Raw genomic sequence first — 22,647 nt, forward strand, 5'->3', positions numbered from 1 at the left:
AATGCAAAAGTAAACGAAAATGACTGATACCAATTACATTTTAAATGTAATTGGTATGATTCGGCGCTTAAGTTTAAGCGCCGAATGTCAGATTAACCTTGCTTAAGAATCTCGATCAATTCTTTGCTGTATTTATCTTTAGCGGCATATTCATCCCACAATGATAAACCAGCATCAGCCCAGGATTTTTTGTCTGCTGCGCTAGCTTCAGGGCTCCACTTAAGGCCTTTAGCTTCCATTTCTGCAACGGCTTCAGATTCCCATTTCTTAGAATTTGTCAGCTGCGCTTGCGCATGCATCTCTGTTGCTTTACGTACTGCTGCTTTTAGATCGTCAGGTAATTTCTTCCAGGCACGACGATTAACGACGATAGGTAGAACCTGAGCGCCGGCAAGCGGTAAACGATACATGTAACTTGCAACTTCAACGTGGTTACCGTCGCGGTGATCAATCATGTTACTACCGATAGAACCGTCGATAACGCCAGTCGCTAAACTGGTGTAAATTTCGCTCCAAGCAAGTGAAACTGGTGCAGCACCTAAGTTACGCAGGAATTTACCGTAAGCACCTGGCGCACGAATTTTCAGACCTTTAAAATCGGCAATCGAGTTAATTGGCTTTTTAGTGATAATGTAAACCGCTGGCTGAATGTAAGGTTCTAGCCATACCATGCCTTGTGAGCCGTATGCTTTCTCTAAAACTTTATCCCAACCTTTATCGCGGAACAAAGACTGCAGTTCAGCTGCATCATCGGTGCCACCAGGCAAACCGATTTCAACAACGCCAGCAGGTAATTCACCAGCATGCATTGACTGGAACGGAGCGCCCATCGTTAATAAACCAGACTTAACCGCGCCTAATAAACCTGCAGTACCGACACCTTCACCAGAATACAAAACTTGAACTTTAATTTTGCCATCTGATAATTTTTCAATGTCTTTACCCAAATTTTCGTATAACTCACCAAAGGCAGTACCACGACTATAAAGGTTGCTAAAGCGCCAGTTATGGTCAGCAGCAGCAACATCGGCAGCAATCATGCTCAAACCTAGGCTCATCAGCACGGCTGTTGTAGATAATTTTTTCTTTAACTTCATCACGTTACTAAGCATTCTTTTTCCTTATTATTAAATACATTCGCTCACAACTTATTACAAGTTGTTAACTTATTGGAACTTAACTCCCAACGCAGGAAGGCGATAGGGCACAGACAAATCCAGTAAGTAATTGTTTAATCAATAAAACAAAATACAATCAGTTTATTAACATCGATTTACATTTTTAAATCGGCCGAATCATTGCATAATGATTAAGGTTGATAAATTCGACCTAATCAACGCAAAGGTTTAGTTTTCTTTACCTAATACGCGAGTGTTAAATGGAACATTCGTTATGCCATAGCTTCGAGTAAAAATTTATCGAATGCCTATGCAAGACCAAATAATCGATCTGAGAGTGAAATTATCGGGGATTCTACGATGATATGAACGAAACAAGAAAGACTAACCAGCATTTATTTCAAGTAAGTTAAAACAATAATTTATGATTTATCTGATGGTTAGAGAATTTCATGGCTGTAAAACCTTACCTTTGACGCTCCAGCGAGCACCAAAGATAATATCTTCAACGCACTTTAAGCGAAGCCAACTCGATTATCGCCGCAACTATACGCAACTATCATGCTCATTTCGGTCAATGACAAACCAGTTTCTTGGTGCCATAGGTTAAATTGATTTTGGATCGCATGAAGACTGCCTTTTGTTTGCAGCCCGCCGGTAATAATATCGCGACTGCGCATATAATCTTCAATGTCGTGGGACAAACGGAAGGTGTCTTTACCCAAACCGCGCAACACGTTTAAGCCAGTATTACCGCCAAGGCGATTGCCCTGTTTTTTGAGCAACGCACATAAGCCAATAATATCGTCGATTGGCCAATTGGCAATAAACGCGCCAATTGGCCCGTGTTCACGCTCAATGTTTTTAATCATTTGGGCGTTATCACGAATGGTGAATACTTTTTTAAGGTTACGAATAATCTTAGGATCTGTCGCTTTACGCTCAAGCATTTCGTCGGGCATCATTAATATTTTTTCAAGTTCAAAATTAAAAAAATGCTCCTCAAAACCTGGCCACTTATTTTCGACCACTCGCCACACAAAGCCTGATTTAAACACCGATTTGGTCATTTGTGCCAAGACCCGATCTGACGGCAACTGACTAATGTTTTCGTTAGACACAGGAATTTCAACTAAAGCCGCCAACGCGGCCTCGCCACCTTTACGCTCGGCAGCGCGTGCTAGCACCGCCGCAAAGGTTTCATGATTAGCGCTCATGTTTAAGCGCCAATACCACTATGACGTAACAAAGCATCAACCTGAGGCTCGCGGCCCATGAAGTTTTTAAATAGCTCCATTGGCTCTTTCGAACCGCCCATTTCTAAAATGTTCTGCATAAATGACAGCCCGGTTTCGCGGTTAAAAATACCGTCTTGCTCGAATTTAGAAAAAGCATCGGCCGACAATACTTCGGCCCATTTATAGCTGTAATAACCCGCGGCGTAACCACCGGCAAAAATATGCGAGAAACCATGCTGAAAACGATTAAAGGCTGGCGGCTGGATCACGCTGTATTTTTGACGAACATCAGCCAACACTTGCGCCACTTGCGCGCCCTGCTTAGGGTCAAACTCAAGATGCAGTCTAAAGTCGAACAATGAAAACTCTAGCTGACGGATCATTTGCATCGCGCTGTGGTAATTACGCGCCGCTAACAACTTGTCTAACATGTCTTTTGGTAACGGCTCACCCGTTTGGTAATGACCAGAAATAAACGATAGCGCCTCTTCTTGCCAACACCAGTTTTCAAGGAATTGACTCGGTAATTCAACCGCGTCCCATGGCACGCCATTAATACCAGACACCGCGCCAATATCAACCTGGGTCAGCATGTGGTGTAAACCATGACCAAACTCATGAAACAAGGTCACTAATTCGTTATGGGTAAACAAGGCAGGCTTGTCACCCACTGGCTTGTTAAAGTTACACGTTAAGTAAGCCACTGGGTTTTGCAGTGTTTTATCGCTGGTGATCCGACGTGCTAAACAGTCGTCCATCCATGCGCCGCCACGTTTGTGTTCGCGTGCAAACAGATCTAAATAAAAGCTGCCACGGTGCTGGCCGTTCACGTCGCTAATATTGTAAAACTTAACATCTTTGTGCCAAGTATCTATTTCTGTCTGTTCAACAATAGTTAAACCGTATAACCGTGACACCACTTCAAACAAGCCGCTAACCGCCTTGTCTTGTGGAAAATAAGGCTTAAGCTCTTCGTCTGAAATAGCATAAGTATGCTGTTTCAGTTTTTCTGAGTAATAGGTTAAGTCCCACGCTTCAATTTCGGTTGCGCCACATTCAGTTTTAGCAAATTCAAGCAGCTGATCTAAATCTTGTTGTGCTTGCGGCTTTGATTTTTGAGCCAAATCTTCTAAAAAGTTCACCACCTGACTCGGATCTTGCGCCATTTTAGTCGCCAATGATTTGTCGGCGTAGCTCGCAAAACCTAATAACTGCGCCAGCTCATGACGCAATGCCAATGTTTCATCGATAATATCGCTGTTGTCCCACTTGCCGGCATGTGGCCCTTGGTCAGAAGCGCGTGTTGCAAAGGCTTCATAAACTTCGGCCCGTAATTCGCGGTTATCAGCATAAGTAATCACCGGTAAATAACTTGGGAATTCCAGTGTCAGTAAATAACCCTCAAGATCTTTCTCTTTAGCACCGTGCTGAGCCGCTTCAATCGCACTGTCTGGCAAACCAGCAAGATCGCTAACGTCGGTCACTAACTTGCTCCAACCTGAAGTCGCATCAAGCACATTGTTGCTAAATTTAGAACCTAGCTCTGACAAACGTTTGCTAATTTCGCCGTAACGTTGCTGCTGCTCGTCTGTTAACGCAATACCTGACAATTTAAAGTCACGTAAAGAGTCTGTAATTACTTTTTGTTTAACGTCATCAAGGCTCGCAAAATCATTGCTGTCAGCAATTTGCTGATAGGCCTGATACAACGCTTTGTTTTGACCAACCCAAGTGCCGTATTCGCTCAGTAGTGGCAAACATGCTTCATAAGCAACGCGTAATTCATCACTGTTTAACACGCCATTAAGATGACCGACTGGCGACCAAATACGACCCAACTTATCGTCTGATTCTTCTAAAGGTGCAACCAAATTATCCCAAGTGTAAGCGGTATTATCATTAAGTACCTGCTCAACCTTTTCGCGACACAACGCAATAGCCGCTTTAACGGCTGGCTCGATATGAGCGGGTTTAATCGCGCTAAACGGTGGTAAACCTGTCATTGAAAATAATGGGTTATCGGTTAAGTTGGCATTCTCTACTGAAGCTGTCATCGGCGATCCTTGAATGTTTAGTTTATATCTACAAGATGGGGCTAAATACGCCAGATTTCAAGCGACTTGCTTTATTTATCTTATGCCCCTATATATAGTTAAACTTCTGCACATTACTTATTAGGATTTAACATGATTGAACAATTTGACTATATCGCCATTGGCGGTGGTAGCGGCGGCATAGCCAGCGCAAACCGTGCCGCTATGCACGGCCAAAAAGCCGCGATTATCGAGGCCAAAGCCTTAGGCGGCACCTGCGTCAATGTTGGTTGTGTGCCTAAAAAAGTGATGTGGTATGCCGGTCATATCGCTGAAGCATTAACTTATGCGCCAGATTATGGCTTTAAATTAGAGCGCCAAGGTTTTGATTGGTCGCAATTGGTTAAAGAGCGCGAAGCCTATATTGGCCGTATTCATCAATCGTATGATCGGGTATTAGCAAAAAATGAAATTACCGTTATTAATGGTTACGCCAAATTTATCGATGCCAATACGGTTGAAGTTGATGGCAAACAATATCGCGCTAAGCACATCACTATTGCGGTAGGCGGCACCCCTGTTATTCCTGACATTGTCGGCGCGGAACATGGCATTGATTCAAATGGGTTTTTCGAGTTAACAGAGCAACCAAAACGCGTTGCCGTTGTGGGCGCGGGTTATATAGCAGTTGAATTAGCCGGTGTAATGCATGCCCTTGGCAGCGAAACTCACCTGTTGGTCAGAAAATCAAAACCGTTACGTTCGTTCGACCCAATGTTAAGCGATACCTTGGTTGATATTATGGCTACCGAAGGGCCAACGTTACATACCAACAGCGTGCCAAAATCGGTCACCAAAAATAGCGATGGTTCATTGACCCTAGCGCTTGAAAATGGCGAAAGCATTGAGATTGACTGCCTAGTGTGGGCAATTGGCCGCCGCCCGGTCACCGAAAATCTTAACCTAGCAGCGGCTGGTGTCACCACCAATGCGCGCGGTTATATTGAGTCAGACAAGTTTGAAAACACCAATGTTGAAGGTATTTATGCCCTGGGTGATGTCACTGGTAAAGTTGAATTAACGCCAGTTGCTGTAGCTGCCGGTCGTCATTTAGCCGAGCGCTTGTTTAACAACAAAACCGATGCCCATCTTGATTACACTGACATTGCGACAGTGGTCTTTAGCCATCCACCAATTGGCACCATTGGTTTAAGCGAACAAGCGGCCATTGAGCAGTTTGGCAACGATAATGTAAAATGCTACAACTCTTCATTTACCGCCATGTACAGCGCCATTACCCAGCACCGCCAGCCGACAAAAATGAAGCTAGTATGTGCAGGAGCTGACGAAAAAGTTGTTGGTTTGCATTGCATTGGCTTTAACTGCGATGAAGTTATTCAAGGTTTTGCCGTGGCGATTAAAATGGGCGCAACCAAAGCCGATTTCGATCGTACCGTAGCGATTCACCCAACCTCGGGCGAAGAATTCGTTACGATGCGCTAGAGCTTGATTTAGCAAAATTAAAGTTGGTATCTCGGCAATGGGATATCAACTTGTTATAGCTCTTTACAACGAAACTCTAACTTTGCTTGTGCATCATACTTAAATGAGAACATGTCTTTACTTGTCACTTCAATCTGCATATATTTTTTGCTACAAAATAAATTGATTTCTTTTAATGCATCAGCTTTAACTTGCGAACCAGTAGTATCAAATCCTTTTTCTGACCGCGGTATTAAATACTCACAACTGCTCATGGAACAACTTCTGATGAAGTCGTACATCCAGATAGAACCAAAAATATCGGCAATAATATATTTAATACCCATAAAAACATTTCTACCATCAATAATTCAATGACCATGATAATCCGATGTCAAACATCAAAAAGTGCGTTAATATCGCTGTTCAAATATTGAGATAACAGCAGGAATACAAAATGAGTAAAGGTGCAGGTGGCACATCAGGTGGAATTGGTCAGTTTTTCATTGGCTTAATTATGTTGTGCAGCGGTTTTTATTTGTTACTCAGCGCTATTACGGTCAGGTCTGGCTTTGGCATGGGATCGCATCTTTATGGTTTTTCAATGCTAGGCTCACGCGTCGGCATAACCACTGGCATGGTAATGGTGCCTTTCATTTTTGGTATTGGTCTCATTTTTTATAACAGTAAAAACTATCTCGGCTGGATTTTAACGATTGGTTCGATCAGTGCGATGTTATTTGGTGTGATAACCTCAATTAGTTTTCATATGCGAACCATGTCAGCGTTCGAGTTAATCACGATTTTAGTGCTAGCCGTTGGCGGTTTAGGTTTATTCCTGCGTTCGCTAAAAACCCTAGATAACAACCTTAGTGAATAATAGAGCAAGCTAAATTGATATTATCTTGATTGCATAAAGCAAACGGAAAGGAAGGACGCATAAAATGAAATTGAAATTCAATCGCTTTTTCCGCCCTACCTAACTTGTCCAGATTTGTATGACCGCTTAAAATATTGACCGGTCTAATTTATCAGTTAACAATTCTAGTGCTGCGATTCCGGCGAGTGAATTTCCCGATGGATTTAATTCAGGCGACCACACGCAAATGCTCATTTCTCCCGGAATAACCGCAACGATGCCACCACCGACGCCAGATTTTCCTGGCATGCCAACCCGATATGCAAAGTCACCCGCTTCGTCATATAAACCACAGGTTGCTAGTAACGCATTGAGTTGTTTACAGGATTTACCTGATATAAGCGGCTTATTTTGGCCTACCGGAATACCGCGATTCGCTAAATAACTAAAGGTTTTAGCCAAATCAATGCAGTTCATTTCAATTGAACACGCTTGAAAATAATCGACTAAAATTTTATCAACGTCATTATTAAAATTACCGTGATCTTTCATTAAATAAGCAATCGCACTATTGCGCGCTGAATGCTGAAATTCAGAGCGGGCAACATTCTTGTTAAATTGAATTTTAGGGTTATCCGCTAATCGACGTACCAACTCCATTAAGGAATATTTAGGCGTATTGAGCTTGTCGGCCAATAAATCGCTGATCACTAACGCACCGGCGTTAATAAATGGATTACGTGGCACTCCATGCTCAAATTCCAATTGGATGATTGAGTTAAATGCTTGGCCAGAAGGCTCTTTGCCTACTCGTGACCAAATTTCCTCGGGTTCAAAATTACAAATAGCCAAGGTCAAACTCAGGGCCTTGGAGATACTTTGGATTGAGAATGGCTGCTCACAGTCACCGGCCTGAAAAACTTCACCGTCAATAGTGCACACGGCAATGCCTAAATTATTACCACTAACCTGCGCTAATGCGGGGATGTAATCGGCAACTTTGCCGCTGCCAAGCAAAGGTCTTACTTGCTCTAGAATATTAGTCAGTAGTGTATTATTTAACGTCTTCAATCTGGTACATAGCCTTGGTCGAGCCTGATGGTAGCAGCACAATAAACACGTTTATTAGTAAAGTCCAATCGAGTTAGCTCTGTCAGCAAAAACAACTTAAAACCGATGAAAAAAAATCAAGAGGGAATATGTGTTAACGCGCTGTAATTAGGATCTATCTCTCTGGCACCTTGTTATCAAAAGACCCGTCAGGTGTTAATAAATGAGTTTAAGTACAACCAACAATTTGTTTTCGAACTGTTGGTGACGCCTTGGCTTAACCGAAGGTATGGATAATAGTTTTGTAACACATTGAAGCCAAGCGCATAATTTAAGTACCAGCATCCGTGCTAGCAAGGCGTTTTCACGTAGCAAGAGCAGGTTATTTATTCAAGTTGTGCTCAAGAAAATTTAAAAATGCATTCCATGATTTTTTATCTGCTACTTCTTGGTAACGCCTCGATCCCATGACTGTAAATGCGTGGGGGGCACCAGAGTAGATTTGAATTTCATAATCTGCATTTACGGCTTCAAGTTTAGCACCTAAGTCTGCGACCTGGCTCAATGGGATCGCGGTGTCAGCACCACCATGAGCAATAAAAAGTGGCGCAGTTAAATTATTATAATTTTGTCCTTCAGGTGTAGCTAAACCACCATGAAAGGTTACATAGCCTTTTACGTCCGGCGCTTTTGCTGAACGAGCAAGCTCTAAAACTGCCGCACCACCAAAGCAATAACCCATTACCACCATCTCATCTTGGCTTAATTTTTTTGACTCAGTAATCGCCGCTAAAATTAAGCGCTGCATCTTTTTACGATCTTTATATAACTTAGCCGTTTGTTCTTTTTTGGCTTTGGTTTCAACGGGACGATTTCCTGCACCGTAGAGATCTGCCGCAAAAGTATTGTAACCTTGCTCAGCAAGCATATCGGCACGCTTTTCTTCGTAATCGGTCAATCCATCCCAATCGTGTATCAGCAAAACACTGCCTTTGGAGCCACCCAGTGCTTTAGCAAAATATCCTTGATAGTCTTGCCCATCAACTTGATAAGTAACCTGTTGCGCCGCGCAAGATATGCTAATTAATAAACCTAACAATAATGCTTTCATTGGTAATACCCTCGTGTCGTTAGAATAACTATCTCACTCCAATTAACCGAAGTTATAAAATAGTCGTTCAAGAAATAAAAATATCGCAGACATAATCAACCTTTCATCTTCTTTTTACGCCTTATTTATCCATTATTCAACACACTCTTCACATAGTTTTAGCGCAATAAAATGGTAAATTAACCAATCGTTTCAATTGCGGTTTAGCCGCCTGAAATCATACTAATTATAAAATATTACTTTGCTATTTTTTGATTTTATTTATATAAGATTTACTAATGAAAATGATGCTAACAACCAGCCTTGCCATAGGCGTATCTCTACTATTTACCGGTTGTAAATCGAGTGAGAACGGTGCGGATCCAACTGAAAATATCTTAAGTACCTTCTCCATTGCAGCTTCTAACGACTGCGCTAATCATGTAAAGCCTGTTCCTGGCTATCATTACCACAGCGATGGATCTTGCTCTAGTGTTGAATTTTAAGCCGACGGCCATGGCGGCGCTTTTGGTTATGTACTCGATGGTTTTACAATTTATACCATGTTGAATAAAGACGGTGAAGAAGCAACCGATTTAGATCAATGTCGTGGCCACAGTGATGAAACACGAGGTTACCACTACCATTCAGCTGGCCCGGGTGAAAATGCATTTATTGGCTGCTTTGCCGGTAAAATAGTACAAAGCGAGCGTTCTGATGGCCCTTCAGGTGGTGAAGAACCACCTGAAAGTACAGACCTACCTCCTGTTCCTTTAGAAGAAGCATAGAACTTTGAAACTGCTTACCCAAATTTAGTTAGTCGTAAGTGGTACCAAGCGAAGTAACTCCAGCTATTTCAGCACCTTGCTGGTTGAATAAAATATTTACGCTGGCATTAGGCACGGCATGAATAAAAAATTCAGCGAGCCTTATATCATTATTGAGTAGTTGTTATGGATTATTTATTTGATCCACCGCTCTTAATAGCCAGCCATAATTTGGTCGATCAGACCATTTTGTTTTAGCGTGGTTATTGCGGCGTTTATTCGCAGCAGCATCGGTTGATTTTTTTTGGGTTGTTGATTGCAAAATACGAGGTAATTGTCCACTAGTGCCAACGGTATTGGCGCGATTTTTAATTGATCCATATCGATGCCAGCATTCTGAGCTGCATATTCGACGGTCGCACGTCCAGGATTTAAAATCACCACCTCCACTCGACCTTTTAATAATAATTTTAGCATTGTCGTTGGTTCCTGCAGCGTTGCTACTGTAAATTTACCAACGGCCTGCTCAAACTCATCGCCAAATGTTCCACCACGTAAGTAGGCTATATGTTTATCGTTTAAGTCACTCATTTTTTTATACTCAAAGCTCGAATCGGCTCGGGTAACAACCACCGCCTTATCTGGCACTATCGACAATGAGTAGCTTAAGCTTTTTTGCCGTTCTTTGTTTTTGAATACCCCGGTCATCAGGCCTTCACATTTTTTTGTCAGCTCTAAGCCACGATTAAACGGGACCCCTTTGGCAATAAATTTAATTTTTGCCTGGCTTAAAATTGCTGCCGCTACATCGAAGGCAAATCCTTTAGCTTGCCCCCGTTGATTGGTCCAAGCCTTTGGTTTTTGCTGACTGTTGTAGAACAACGTTATCGGGACTGCTGCGCTGACAACTAATTCAAAAGCATCAGTCTGAGGTTTTACGGTCAACACAGGGGGTTCGGGTTGGCTCGCTTGAGTATTCAAGGCGATCGCTGCAACATTAATGAGTAAAATAATGTAGTGAGTTTTATTCAATTGCATTGCTCCGTCATTTAAACCTGTGACTATTGGAACTGTTGTAATTTATGATGTGAGTAAAATTCTAGTTGTTGGAAATAGCTGGCGACTCTAATTGAGCGCAGCGTTACGTAATAAAAAGTAGTTTAGTACAATTTTTCATACATAGGAGCGGTATTGCTGATAAGCGATTTTAGATGGGACGAAGCGAGACAAAATAAGATGAATGGTTGTGTCGATAGCGGTGACATTGTTAGCGCGAATTAGATATCCGCGCTAACAATACTGGAATTACTTTTTCCAGTTAGCCCACGGATCGACATCGGCAGCTGGTGCAGCTGGCGTGTGAGAACGGCTAGACGGTCTGCTTGAGCTAGAACCAGAGCGTGCGTTTGAGCTTGGGCGTGAACCTGAGTTAGGACGCCCAGTTCGACCGCCGCGTTCAAACATTGCAGCTTTGCTTTCGCGCACTTCACGTAACTGTTCGGCATCTTCCAAACTTAACTCGGCAGGGGTGCCCGGCTGTTGTTCGATTGGCATGGTGCGGTCACGCGGTGGTAATTCAAACTGCGAATCAGAGGCACGCGGTAAACTTTTTAATTGATACAAATAAAATGCTTCAACTTTTTCACGCGCCCACACGGTTTTCTTTAAAAACTTATTGGCAGACTCAATGCTTGGTTTGTTTTTAAAACAATTGATATTTAAGTAAGCAAAAAGAATTTCAAAACTGTAGTGATCAACAAGTTCAACCAACATCGCTTCTAAGCCAACGCCGTGCAGTGGGTTATTTTGGTAATTACCGTCGTTATTATTCGTCATAGGGAGTCCAACCAAAAGGGGATAATGGCGTTATTATACCTGCTGACGTTAAGACAACATAGCGCTCAATGCGCTAGTTGATAGGCCGGACGGGAAAGCAGAGCAACAGTAAAAAATTGGACTCCCAAAGTTATTAGTATTTAATGAAAAAATCAGCTGAAATAAATACATTGCTTAGAATTAGGTTAGCTTTATTGTCACCAAAACCTCTGGCTGTTTAGTTAGTGTTCTGATTATTTATATAAATGAAACAATGATAACAAATGACTATATATCCACGCTAATTCACCATGGCGAAATAATGATACAACTTGCTGATCATCCATTTTTTGTAGCTTGCGCTCATCAATCACCCAAAGGTTATTTTTATCGCCTTTATAACTAAGAGGCATCAGTAACTCCAGTTGCTGCAGCTTCGCCACCCAAGCTGCAGTTTTAATACTCGAATGCTGAAAGCTAATTAAAGTTTTCATCGCCTGCTTCAACGCAGGCCCCTGCACCTTTTCAGTAAACAGCGGCAAGGAGCCAGATTTAGGTAGCCGAGAGAAACCTGCGTACGCCTCATCAATACATACGTTTAGCTTGGCTTGTTCATGGCTTGCTGACAGAACAAATGGATACAACTTAATAAATTCAGGAATATAGCGACCAATCCATCTCCCTTGAGCATCAATCCAATCATTTTCACCAGCTTTAGTGCCTAGCAATACCATTGGCTGAATCGACGATTCGCAGTTCTGAGTAAATACAATGGCGCACTGGCTCGCCACTTTGACGAACTCATCTACATTAATCAATACGCTATTAGTGTTTTTTGCGTAGGTATAGTTACCAGCAATAGGCACTAACCAGTAATTACAGTGGTGTACACTATTTAATAAGACTGGCTTTTTATAGTAAATAAACTCTTTCATGCAAGCTTTTCTCTATCTGTGCGTTATAAATTATTTAGAGGCTAAACAAACCAACTTTATCTTAGGTAACACCTACTACTTTAAAAAACTTCAATTACTTTACAACCAACCAAAATATGCAGATATTAGGTGATTATAATTCGATGGTAACAATCCGCACCCATTATTCCAATACTTCAACACGGCAATTCGGTCGTTTTTAACACAATCTCATATTAAAACAAAAAACGGACATTGGTTAAAAAAAAAATATAAAAATAAAACTGTGTATAATCAAAGATTGAGGTTTACCGATTACCATTTGGTATAACAGGTTTTAAATATTTTAATAAAAATTATTCCCTTAAAAACACCGACCAATCTTGCCGAAGAATAACTTGACAAATTCAGATATAAATTACCAACAATTACCCGCGATAAAACTGCCGCTAGCCAATAAGTTTTATCGACAAGTGGGCGCCCGAGCCAAAGCCAGTGGCGGTGATATGGTGTGGGTTGCCCGAGACAACTCAACAGCAAAAAGTGCGACATCTACCGCCGTCATTATCGCGGTCGCTCGTCTGGCACCGATAGTCAATAAATACCACTTATTAACCGGTGTTTATGTTGACGATAATTATCGCCAGCAAGGCATTGCCTCGCAGCTAATCGAAGCATTAGTTAATCAACAATCACCTTGTTATACTTTTGCGCTTAACCATCTTGAACTCTTTTATTTGCGCTTAGGTTTTGAACCGATCGCCGATGACAATTTACCTTGTGAGCTGGCGCAAAGGTTTAGGGCTTACCAGCAACAAGGGCGTAAAATAGTTGCTATGATTAAAAAATAACAGCTACCCGTTCGGATCAGTAGTTCAAATAATATAGCGATGTAGGACAATATAATGATAAATAAAAGCATTCCTCTTACCGATATTCACCGCCATCTCGATGGTAATATTCGGCTGCAAACCATTCTCGATTTAGCACAAACCTTTAATGTTAAGCTACCAGCTAACAACCTAATTGCGTTAAAACCCCACGTTCAAGTCGTTGAAAAAGAACCGTCGTTAGTGGCTTTTTTAAGTAAACTCGATTGGATGGTTGGCGTTTTGGGCGATTATGAAGCAGTGCGCCGCGTTGCTTATGAAAATGTGGCAGACGCCTTCAATGCAGGCATCGACTATACCGAATTACGCTTTAGCCCAGGTTATATGGCGATGAGCCATAAATTACATGCTCAAGGCGTGGTTGAAGCTGTGGTTGAAGGCATAAAGCAAGGCCAAGCAGACTTTGATGTGAAGGTTAACTTGATTGGTATTTTGTCGCGTACCTTTGGCGTTGACGCTTGTCAGGTTGAATTAGATGCCTTGTTAAGTCAGAAAGATCAGTTGGTTGCTGTCGATTTAGCCGGTGACGAACTAGGCTTTCCAAGCCACCTGTTTTTAAACCAATTTAAGCAAGCCCGCGACAGTGGTTTGCAAATTACCGCGCACGCTGGTGAAGCGGCTGGGGCTGAAGCTATTTGGTATGCGATTGAGCAACTGGGTGCTAACCGCATTGGCCACGGGGTTAAAGCGATTGAAGATCCTAAGTTAATGGATTATCTGGCCCAGCACCAAATTGGGATCGAGTCTTGCCCAACTAGTAACATTCAAACCAGCACAGTCGCAAGCTATCAAGCGCACCCGATTAAGCAGTTTTTAAAACACGGCTTGTTAGTATCACTTAATACTGATGATCCCGGTGTTAGCGACATTGAGATTGGTTATGAATATAACCAAGCGGCTAAGATGATTGGCCTAACGGATAATGAGTTGCTGCAATTGCAACAAAATGGTCTGAAAATGGCTTACTTGTCGCCGCAGGAAAAACAACAGTTAATCGACAAGTGTAACAAGCGCTAAGGGTTTGGCGTCCTGCGTCGCTCTAACTCCTAAATCCATTTAGTCGTTAACATCATCGCTCTTTGACATCCTGTCACCGCGATATACCGTTCGTCCTGAACATAAAAAAGGCAACCATTTGGCTGCCTTTTTAGTGTCTAAATTACCGAATAATTACGCTTTTTTATCTTCACCTGGACGGTATTTTTCACACACACCCATTAAGAAGTTACGCATCATTTGGTCGCCACAAGGCTTGTAGTTGCGGTGATTGCGATTTCTAAAGAATGCACCCAATTCTGACTTAGTAAATTTAAAGTCAGCAATTTTCATGATTTCAAGCATATCTTTTTCATGCAGTTCTAACGCAATGCGTAGCTTTTTCAAAATAATATTATTATTTAAACGCACAGTCTCAGTGCTTGGCTGATAAGGGCCTGCACCTTCTTTAACACCGCGTCGCTGGATAATTAGACCATCAAGAAAACGCTCAAGTACCACATCAGTACATTCAACGAAACCCGCTTCTAGCTCTTTCTTTAGCAAATCGCTGATCGCTGCTGGTTTCATTACATAATCGGCAAAAGCAAAAGTTTTCACCATTTCGCTTTCACGTAAATTAAGTGCGTAACGTAAACGGCGTAATACTAGGTTGTTGATCATAATTAACTCCAAAAATTTAGGTCGCTAAATTACCACAATAACGGTTTAATATCTAACAATGGCACCTAAAACTGTGAATTGCTCAATACCCTAAAAGAATAACAGCGCCCAGTGGCGCTATTATTATTAAATTCCAGCGTTAGCTTAGGCGACAGGGCTGCAACGAAAACGCTTGGTCATCATCAACAGCTCGGTTGATTTTTCACTGGTATCATTAACATAACGCTCAATTACCTGACTTTGTTCTTTATTGTTCGAGACATTAGCTGCGACACTGTCCATGCTTTTAGCAATCATGGTCGTAGACTCAGAAACATCTTCAATATTAACCGACAGCTCTTTGTTACGCTCGGTCACATCTTGCACCAGCAATTTAATTTGTTCGACCGCGGTTGCCGCTTTATCGCCTAAATCTCTACCGTGCTTAACGTGTTGACTGCCCTCGTCCATGGCCAGTAATAACGACTGGGTACCATTTTGCATTTCACCGATAATGTCAGCAATATCTTGGGTGGCTTGCACGGTTTTACCCGCAAGATTACGGACCTCATCAGCAACAACCGAAAAACCACGCCCTGCCTCACCTGCACGCGCCGCTTCAATGGCGGCATTAAGCGCCAGCAAGTTGGTTTGTCCGGCTAAACTGTTGATCATCTCAATCACGCCATCAACTCGTTTTGATGATACTTCTAATTCTCGCACCTGACTATTGAGCTTATCAAACACTATGCTTAATTCACTCAAACTTCCAATGGCACTGTTGATAACCTCACCACCCTGTTCCGCCGACAAATGAGCTTGTTGAGCTTGCTGATGCGCAGCGTCTATCGCTTGCGACATATCGTTAATAGTACAGCTGATCTGCTCTGTCGCTGTCGCCATCGACATTGCTTGCTGATCTGTTTCTAGATTGTTGCTGACCATTTCTGACAAGTTACTCGATAAGTCGGATGCACCTTGATCTAACGTTTGGCTACTGTCCGTAACTCGGGTTAACACTTCACTCAGTGCTGATGTCATTTTATTAACGGCCATGCCGACTTTGTCTAGCTCATCGTTGCGAGCTTCGTTAACCGCCAAACGTTGGGTTAAATCGCCATCGGCTAATTTATACAAAACCTGAGACATATTCTCTAAGGTCGTTACCACGTCATGACTAATCCGAATTAAAAAACCCACGACCAATAAAGCCACGCCAATACACACCCCTAAGATTAATAACTTAGCTTGCGCATTCGCCTCTTGTGCGTTGGTTTGCGCCAACAGTAACTGATTCTGCAGGTAAATATTCGAACTTTCAATGCCAGATGCAAAGGTCTGATAAGCTAAATCGGCCTGGTTTTGTTGTTCAGCCATGCCCGAAATGGCGTCGACTAAAGCAGATAGCGCAACCTTAACTTCAGCCACTTTATCGCCGTAATAATCATCGAACGACATTCTTTTTGTTTCGGCTTCAAAGATTTCTAAACCTGCATAAGCTTGTTGGCGCTGCTCTGGTCCACGATGCTCAAGATAGGCATCGACGCCCACTTCAAACTTACGCCAATGTTTGGCAAACGTTGAAAACATTGAGCTTTTAATCGCCTCCATTTTATCGCTTAGCACTTGACGATAACCCTGTCCTGGCCCAACTCCCAATAGCTCTTTTTGTTGTTGCCATTGCTGTTTATGCTCAACCCAAGCTTGTAATGATTTTTTGATATCAGCAATAACTTCAGCTTCGGTGCCAGTAAGCTCACCTTGTAACGATTGTAGCTTATCGTCAAATGTTGGAATTAATTGCTGTAACGCCGCCCCGTCTGGTTTACTGTGCAAGTTCAATACTTGCAGCTGCAAAGTTTTTAGCAAGTTAGCGTTATTATTTATTTTATCGACTCGCTGCGAAGCTGAGCTAAGCACTTCTAGGGTGTTAAATGAAATGCCAGAAAGAACCGTGAAACCGACCAAGGCCAAAATTATTACTAGCCGCAGCTTACTTTTAAAGCCAAGTTGATATTTAAAAATCATCATACATCCTGCTGTTATCATGGTTTAAGAAGCGATTGCCTGCGACAAAAAATAGCATCAGGCGACACCGAGCATTAAAAGTCGATTAAGACAATTACGCTTAATTTCTATGTTATTTTCAGTGTCGCTGTACGAGGCTGAGTTAATAATTCAGCAAAAGCGATGCGAGAGATGCCTGCAATTGATAATCGATCCATGATAAGAAACAACATAACTAATACTTTAATACTACAAAACGATCTAAATAACCACAATGTTTTAACATTTTTTAAGCGTTTCCAGATTACTTATTTAGCAATACCATTGTTATGGTGTAAATTATAATAATAGTATCGCTATCAGTAGCGCTCTTTCATGCGCCAATTTTGGTACTAAAGTACTAGTTAATTACTACATTGCATAAAATCGAGTTTCTGCATTGGTCTTAATATCTGGGTTTGCTGCTGCCGTAATGCTTAACGTTAATTTAGTTACTGATTGTTTTATATCATCGGTGGCTGCGGTTAAGGTGACTATCACGGTCACTGATTGGCCCGCGGCAACTGAAATTGGCTTATTAATGCTGCTTTGGATCCCAACGAGTCCTAATACCCTAAGCTGATACTCCATAGTGGTCGTTGATTTATTTAGTAGTTTCAATTGGTAACTATTTTCAATGTCGTCATTATTGTTAATGCGATATAACACATTGCGATCTCGTGATACTGCGACTTCTAGCGGCACTGTTTGCACGACCGAAACAATCATTGCAGTCACCACCAGCAACGAAATAAGTGCATAACCAATAATTTTAGGCCGGATAAAACCAGCGCCAGCACCTGCTAACCTCGCCTCGCTGGTATAACTGATTAAGCCAGGGGCATAATTGAATTGCGCCATCGTTTGGTTGCAGGCATCAACACAAGCGCCACAATCAATACATTCGTATTGCAGGCCATCACGAATATCGATGCCAACCGGACAAACATCGACACACAAGTTACAGTCAACACAGTCGCCTAACCCCATCGCCTTATGATCGTCTTTACGCTTGCGCCTACCACGCCCTTCTCCACGATTTTCATCATAAGCGACCACTAAAGTTTCTTGGTCAAACATCACCGACTGAAAACGGGCATAAGGACACATGTGATGACACATTTTTTCACGTAGCCACCCGGCGTTACCATAAGTACAAATGGTGAATAAACCGACCCAAAAACTGATTGAACCAGACCATTGCAACTGCGCCATGGTGCGATATAACTCGATCACTGGGATAAAATAAGAAACAAAAGTGGTGGCACTAAAAAAAGCCACCAGCAGCCACGCGCTATGTTTTAGGATTTTTTTTCTCAACTTATTGAGTGACCATGGCTGCTGGTCGAGTTTAATTCTTTGGTTGCGGCTGCCTTCGATTTTTTCTTCGATCCAGACAAAGCCAAACATCCAAACGGTTTGTGGGCATAAAAAACCGCACCAGACCCGCCCTAACCAACTCGTCATAAAAAACAAAATAAAAGCGGCAACCATAAACATGCCTGCGATCAGGGTAAAATCTTGCGGAAATAAGGTCATGCCAAACACATGAAACTGTAACAAATCAAGGTCGAGCAAAATTGCAGGTTTGCCATTAATCGTCAGCCATGGCAGCGCAATAAACAGCAACATTAAAAAGCCGCCGATATAACGCCTTAAACGCTGAAAGTAACCGTGCTGTTGTCGCACATAAATGGTGCCATCGGTTGATTTGGGGGTAATTATAAGATCTTTCGGGTTTATCTCGATTGTCATGGTTTTTATCTGTCGTTGGATTAATGCTCCCCCTTAGATAGCAATAATCGAACCAAACCGACAAACACCTTAATGCAATGAAAAATAACGAATTAATATTTGACTCAGCGTCAACCAGGCCACGATATTTCACCTATACTCGATATATCGTGGCTTAGCTTTCATGATTTAATTAATATTAAACAGGCCGTTTAATCTGTAATTTATTCATGCGCGAGCGCAAAGTGCTGTCAGGCATCCCTAAAATAATAGCGGCACCGTCTTGGCCACCAATACGCCACTGGCAGTGCTGCAATACCTTAGTAATGTGATCTTTTTCGACTTGGGCCAAGTTTAATAACTGTGGCTTTTTGACCAGTTGATGATCGAGCAAATTTTGTTTTAGTTCTAAAATATGACCACTGGCCAAGATAACCTCGCGCTCCAACACGTTTTGCAGCTCGCGGATATTACCCGGCCAGCTATATTGCTTAAACGTTGCTAAGGTTTTATTGCTAATCGCAGTTATCTGTTTTCCAAGCTTTTTATTAAGCTTTTCGATTATCACCTGACACAGTGACGCCAAATCTTGCTGACGTTGGCGCAGTGGCGGCAACTCAATTGGAAAAACATTAAGCCGGTAATAGAGGTCCATCCGAAACAGTCCCTGTTGGACCATTTGCATCAAATTACGGTTGGTTGCAGCAATGATCCTAATATCAACTTTAATGGTGGTGCTGCCGCCGACACGCTCAAATTCGTGCTCTTGCAATACCCGCAGTAACTTGCTTTGCGCCTCCAGCGACAGTTCGCCGATCTCATCAAGAAACAAAGTACTGTGATTAGCCAGTTCAAACCGCCCTTTACGCCTTTCAGTCGCGCCAGTAAACGATCCCTTCTCATGACCAAATAATTCAGATTCGAGCAAACTAGCACTAAAGGCGGCGCAATTAACTTTAACCATCGCCGAATGAGCACGCGAACTTAAGCGATGAAGATTTCTGGCCACCAGCTCTTTGCCAGTGCCACTTTCCCCTAATATCAAGACCGTACTGTCGGTGGCTGCGACTAATTCCAGCTGCTGGGTCATTTGTTTAAAGACTTGACTGTGCCCCACTAAACCGTCAATCGACCACTGCTGCTGCAATTCGGCCTGTAAGTAGGTGTTTTCTGCTTTTAACTGCTCGGTTAATTGGCCAACTCGAGTCAATGCTTCACGCAATGATTGCTCCGTGGCGACTTGCTCGCTGACATCGCGAAACACGGCGACTACGCCAATAATCTGTTTGTTTCGATAAACTGGGGTGGTGGTATATTCAACCGGGAAATAACTGCCGTCTTTGCGCCAAAAGACTTCGCCTTTGACCTGGCGGCTGATGCCGTCTAACAAGGTGCCATAAATTTTGCAGTCACAGGCAGGATAATCAGAACCATCAGCGTGACTATGATGATGATATTGATGAATGTTATGACCTAGCAATTCCGATGATAACCAGCCGGTCATTTGCTCGGCTGCCGGATTAATAAAAACAGCATCGCCGTTGAGATCAAATCCATAAATACCTTCACCTACGGCATTGAGCAGTAACTCAGAATTAGCTAAGTATTGTTTTATATTGGTCGTCATTGCAATGCCCACGATATATCGAGGCTTTATGTTAGCTTAAATAATTAACTGTTAACAGTTGGTTTATTTGATACGAGGTGACTCTGCCATCTTAAATTTTCCCAATGCAGCACTAATGTTTTAAGCTGCGCTTTAATGTCATCGTTTGCCATCGCAGCTTGTAACGTCAACCAGCGACGACTGCCTAGGGGCATCACTTGCATATTGCGCAGGTCGAAAATTATTTGCTGTGAACCGCCATAGCGTAAACCAATTCGGTTAGGGTTGTTTAACGGCCCAATAAGTTGAAACACAAACTTATTTTCATCGGTTTGATCCTTAGTTGTTTTTTTCTGACCAAAAACGAAATTTAAAATATGATTTTTAACCTCTGACAGACCAAAAGGTTCAGCTATATCAAAATCTTTTTGATTGGTTAAAAATGGAATTTTTGTTTGCTGCTCACTCATATAAAAACCATGCCCGAGGTGATTATTATCAAACAACTCCTCGCCGTGATCGCCGGTAATAATAAGTAAGGTATTGTCCCATTGCCCTTTACTTTTTAATTCGTTTATTATCTCGCCAATATAGTTATCCGCATGATTCATCGCGTTCCAATACGTGCGATGGAGCCAATCTTTATTTTCAATGCTAATTTTTGATCGTGGGATCCCTGCTGCAACAAACTCTGTTTTCATTTTTGAATGATAATAAGGAAAGTGACCCGCTTGCATATTAAAGTAAATATACTGCGGTTGTTGCCAGTCGAGCCCATCAGAATAGCCTTTAAACTGCTGCCATAATGTTTCTTCACTTAATTTTATGCTGCTAGGTAAACGGGATGGAAAAACTCGCAGGTCGACCCCGGTCTGGGCATCATAAAAGTAATCGGCATACTTTTTAGTGCCAAGTTTCTTATCGAGCCTGCCCCATGTTTCATCCTGACCTGAGAACACAGCTAGCTGGAATCCATTAGCGTCTAAAATGGGATAAAGTGATTGCTCCGGCTTAATTTTACCGATCCGGCCAGAGAACAAACTGCCAAGAGATGATGCGGTGTAACCCGTGTGGCTATAAGCTTGCTGAAAAGATTTACCCTGCTGTTTTATCTTCATTAAATTAGGGGCAACTAACTTACCATTAATCCGTTTTCCTATGACGTCAGCTCGAGCACTTTCCATCACAATAATCATGATATGTTTAAGTGGAGCTGCAAACTGGTGCTTGTCAAACTTAGTTGCGCTAGTTATCTCAGCTGCAGTGTTCGTGACCTTAAAGTCTCCGAACAAATTATCTTCATCGATGCCATTGCCTGGAATATCTAACGCACCAGGGTAATTATTTGCGTTAAAAATTGAAAAATCAATCGGGTAAGAAAAACTACCAAAACCATCACCGTCAATATCACTTAGCTTATCTAAGCTGGCAACAATCAGAGAAAACGCGTTGCTTTTATTTAAGTTGTAGCGGACATCTTGATATTGATTAACAAGTAAGGTGCTGCAGATTGTAATAACGAACACCACCAACACCTGAGCGCTATAATATTGTTTAGATTTAGCTATTACGGCTTGCTCTGCGGCAGCCCATCTTAACAAACGACCTTTAACCACAGCATAAATTGCGATATACAAAATGAATAAAACCGCACAGCCAATCAGCAGCAATACAAACTCTTCCATCACGTACATTAAGGCATTTTGTAGTTCTCCACCGGCAATATTTTTAATCAAAATTAAATTCATCGCATCAGAAAAGTATTTGTGGAGTTGAAACTGAATAACTAAGGCTGAAGCGGTTATGATGCCCGCCGTCATCATAAAGTGAAAGGCGATTAAACTATCATTTTTTTGAAATCTACCCAAAATCAGCTTAAAAATAATGTAACCTGTCCCATAAATAACACTGTTATAAGCGAGTAACAAAACACAGAAAAGTACCACCTCAATTGCGCCAATTAATTGATGCGATTGTAAGAAGCCACCAGAAAACATTTGGTACTTTATTTCTAATAATATTAATTCGGCAACCGAGCAAAGAAAAATAGTGACTGTAAGTAAGAGCGATGAAACACGAAGTTTATTTATGATCATTGTTAACTATCCGTAGTTATATTTATTCCAATGGCATGTTTTGCTCCATTTACTATAGCAGAGTTTTTTTTTATGAAATGACCAGTCAGATATATTTTAGAGCGCGAATTTAAGCATCATTTATCACCGCTATTATCCTTGGCTAGCGCTTGATTAAATATTATAAGAACAATGCAGGAGCTATTGCCGAGATGCTGCTCTGCGCCTCAAACGAAGGCTAAATCCTGATGCCATTAGCATCTGGAAGTCCGCCGAGTAGTAATGGGTTTAC

The 22,647-nt window shown here is 42.0% G+C and carries 19 protein-coding genes; 5 read left to right on the top strand and 14 right to left on the bottom strand.

Annotation, left to right across the window (positions count from 1 at the left end):
* Positions 1-92 precede the first annotated feature (92 nt).
* The 3 genes from dctP to prlC all read right to left on the bottom strand — a co-directional run bounded on the left by dctP (position 93) and on the right by prlC (position 4,410).
* The gene (gene dctP / locus HRU23_05145) at positions 93-1,112 is read right to left on the bottom strand and encodes a TRAP transporter substrate-binding protein DctP (protein NRA53510.1); all 1,020 of its coding nucleotides are present in this window, start codon (positions 1,110-1,112) and stop codon (positions 93-95) included.
* A gap of 521 nt (positions 1,113-1,633) precedes the next feature.
* A complete protein-coding gene (locus HRU23_05150) occupies positions 1,634-2,335 on the bottom strand; it encodes a DNA-3-methyladenine glycosylase I (protein ID NRA53511.1) in 702 nt (233 codons plus the stop codon).
* 2 nt (positions 2,336-2,337) lie between these two features.
* A complete protein-coding gene (gene prlC, locus HRU23_05155) occupies positions 2,338-4,410 on the bottom strand; it encodes an oligopeptidase A (GenBank protein ID NRA53512.1) in 2,073 nt (690 codons plus the stop codon).
* A 132-nt stretch (positions 4,411-4,542) separates the two neighbouring features.
* Here prlC and gorA point away from each other — a divergent pair, with 132 nt between their 5' ends.
* On the top strand, positions 4,543-5,892 hold the full coding sequence (gene gorA / locus HRU23_05160) for a glutathione-disulfide reductase (GenBank protein NRA53513.1): 1,350 nt from the start codon (positions 4,543-4,545) through the stop codon (positions 5,890-5,892).
* Between the two features lie 53 nt (positions 5,893-5,945).
* Here gorA and HRU23_05165 read toward each other — a convergent pair whose 3' ends face one another.
* Positions 5,946-6,218: a hypothetical protein gene (locus tag HRU23_05165; protein ID NRA53514.1), complete on the bottom strand. Its 273-nt coding sequence runs from the start codon at positions 6,216-6,218 to the stop codon at positions 5,946-5,948.
* A 110-nt stretch (positions 6,219-6,328) separates the two neighbouring features.
* Here HRU23_05165 and HRU23_05170 point away from each other — a divergent pair, with 110 nt between their 5' ends.
* Complete coding sequence (locus tag HRU23_05170) at positions 6,329-6,751, top strand: hypothetical protein (GenBank protein ID NRA53515.1); 423 nt, start codon at positions 6,329-6,331, stop codon at positions 6,749-6,751.
* Positions 6,752-6,877: 126 nt separating this feature from the next.
* Here the strand turns inward: HRU23_05170 and glsB are convergent, their stop codons facing one another.
* Positions 6,878-7,801, bottom strand: a complete 924-nt coding sequence (gene glsB / locus HRU23_05175) for a glutaminase B (GenBank protein ID NRA53516.1) — start codon at positions 7,799-7,801, stop codon at positions 6,878-6,880.
* A 361-nt stretch (positions 7,802-8,162) separates the two neighbouring features.
* The gene (locus HRU23_05180; GenBank protein ID NRA53517.1) at positions 8,163-8,891 is read right to left on the bottom strand and encodes a dienelactone hydrolase family protein; all 729 of its coding nucleotides are present in this window, start codon (positions 8,889-8,891) and stop codon (positions 8,163-8,165) included.
* Positions 8,892-9,433: 542 nt separating this feature from the next.
* Here HRU23_05180 and HRU23_05185 point away from each other — a divergent pair.
* A complete protein-coding gene (locus tag HRU23_05185) occupies positions 9,434-9,658 on the top strand; it encodes a hypothetical protein (protein ID NRA53518.1) in 225 nt (74 codons plus the stop codon).
* A gap of 192 nt (positions 9,659-9,850) precedes the next feature.
* Here the strand turns inward: HRU23_05185 and HRU23_05190 are convergent, their stop codons facing one another.
* The 3 genes from HRU23_05190 to HRU23_05200 form a co-directional block, all read right to left on the bottom strand.
* Complete coding sequence (locus tag HRU23_05190) at positions 9,851-10,675, bottom strand: transporter substrate-binding domain-containing protein (GenBank protein ID NRA53519.1); 825 nt, start codon at positions 10,673-10,675, stop codon at positions 9,851-9,853.
* Positions 10,676-10,942: 267 nt separating this feature from the next.
* Entirely contained in the window at positions 10,943-11,473 is a 531-nt protein-coding gene (locus HRU23_05195; protein NRA53520.1) for a DUF2132 domain-containing protein, read from the bottom strand.
* Positions 11,474-11,706: 233 nt separating this feature from the next.
* Positions 11,707-12,387, bottom strand: coding sequence for a SapC family protein (locus HRU23_05200; protein ID NRA53521.1), 681 nt, complete (start codon positions 12,385-12,387; stop codon positions 11,707-11,709).
* A 377-nt stretch (positions 12,388-12,764) separates the two neighbouring features.
* Here HRU23_05200 and HRU23_05205 point away from each other — a divergent pair, with 377 nt between their 5' ends.
* Together HRU23_05205 and add are read left to right on the top strand one after the other, a co-directional pair.
* Complete coding sequence (locus HRU23_05205; GenBank protein ID NRA53522.1) at positions 12,765-13,217, top strand: GNAT family N-acetyltransferase; 453 nt, start codon at positions 12,765-12,767, stop codon at positions 13,215-13,217.
* Positions 13,218-13,271: 54 nt separating this feature from the next.
* The gene (add, locus tag HRU23_05210) at positions 13,272-14,273 is read left to right on the top strand and encodes an adenosine deaminase (protein NRA53523.1); all 1,002 of its coding nucleotides are present in this window, start codon (positions 13,272-13,274) and stop codon (positions 14,271-14,273) included.
* A 153-nt stretch (positions 14,274-14,426) separates the two neighbouring features.
* Here the strand turns inward: add and HRU23_05215 are convergent, their stop codons facing one another.
* The 5 genes from HRU23_05215 to HRU23_05235 all read right to left on the bottom strand — a co-directional run bounded on the left by HRU23_05215 (position 14,427) and on the right by HRU23_05235 (position 22,376).
* Entirely contained in the window at positions 14,427-14,915 is a 489-nt protein-coding gene (locus tag HRU23_05215; protein NRA53524.1) for a DUF1456 family protein, read from the bottom strand.
* A gap of 144 nt (positions 14,916-15,059) precedes the next feature.
* Complete coding sequence (locus tag HRU23_05220) at positions 15,060-16,925, bottom strand: methyl-accepting chemotaxis protein (GenBank protein ID NRA53525.1); 1,866 nt, start codon at positions 16,923-16,925, stop codon at positions 15,060-15,062.
* A gap of 387 nt (positions 16,926-17,312) precedes the next feature.
* A complete protein-coding gene (gene ccoG / locus HRU23_05225) occupies positions 17,313-18,695 on the bottom strand; it encodes a cytochrome c oxidase accessory protein CcoG (GenBank protein NRA53526.1) in 1,383 nt (460 codons plus the stop codon).
* A 178-nt stretch (positions 18,696-18,873) separates the two neighbouring features.
* Positions 18,874-20,301 (bottom strand): sigma 54-interacting transcriptional regulator, encoded by a 1,428-nt coding sequence (locus tag HRU23_05230; GenBank protein ID NRA53527.1) that lies wholly within the window; start codon positions 20,299-20,301, stop codon positions 18,874-18,876.
* A gap of 44 nt (positions 20,302-20,345) precedes the next feature.
* Positions 20,346-22,376, bottom strand: coding sequence for a sulfatase-like hydrolase/transferase (locus HRU23_05235; protein ID NRA53528.1), 2,031 nt, complete (start codon positions 22,374-22,376; stop codon positions 20,346-20,348).
* Positions 22,377-22,647 lie beyond the last annotated feature (271 nt).

The sequence above is a fragment of the Gammaproteobacteria bacterium genome (assembly GCA_013214945.1).
GTDB lineage: Bacteria > Pseudomonadota > Gammaproteobacteria > Enterobacterales > Psychrobiaceae > Psychrobium.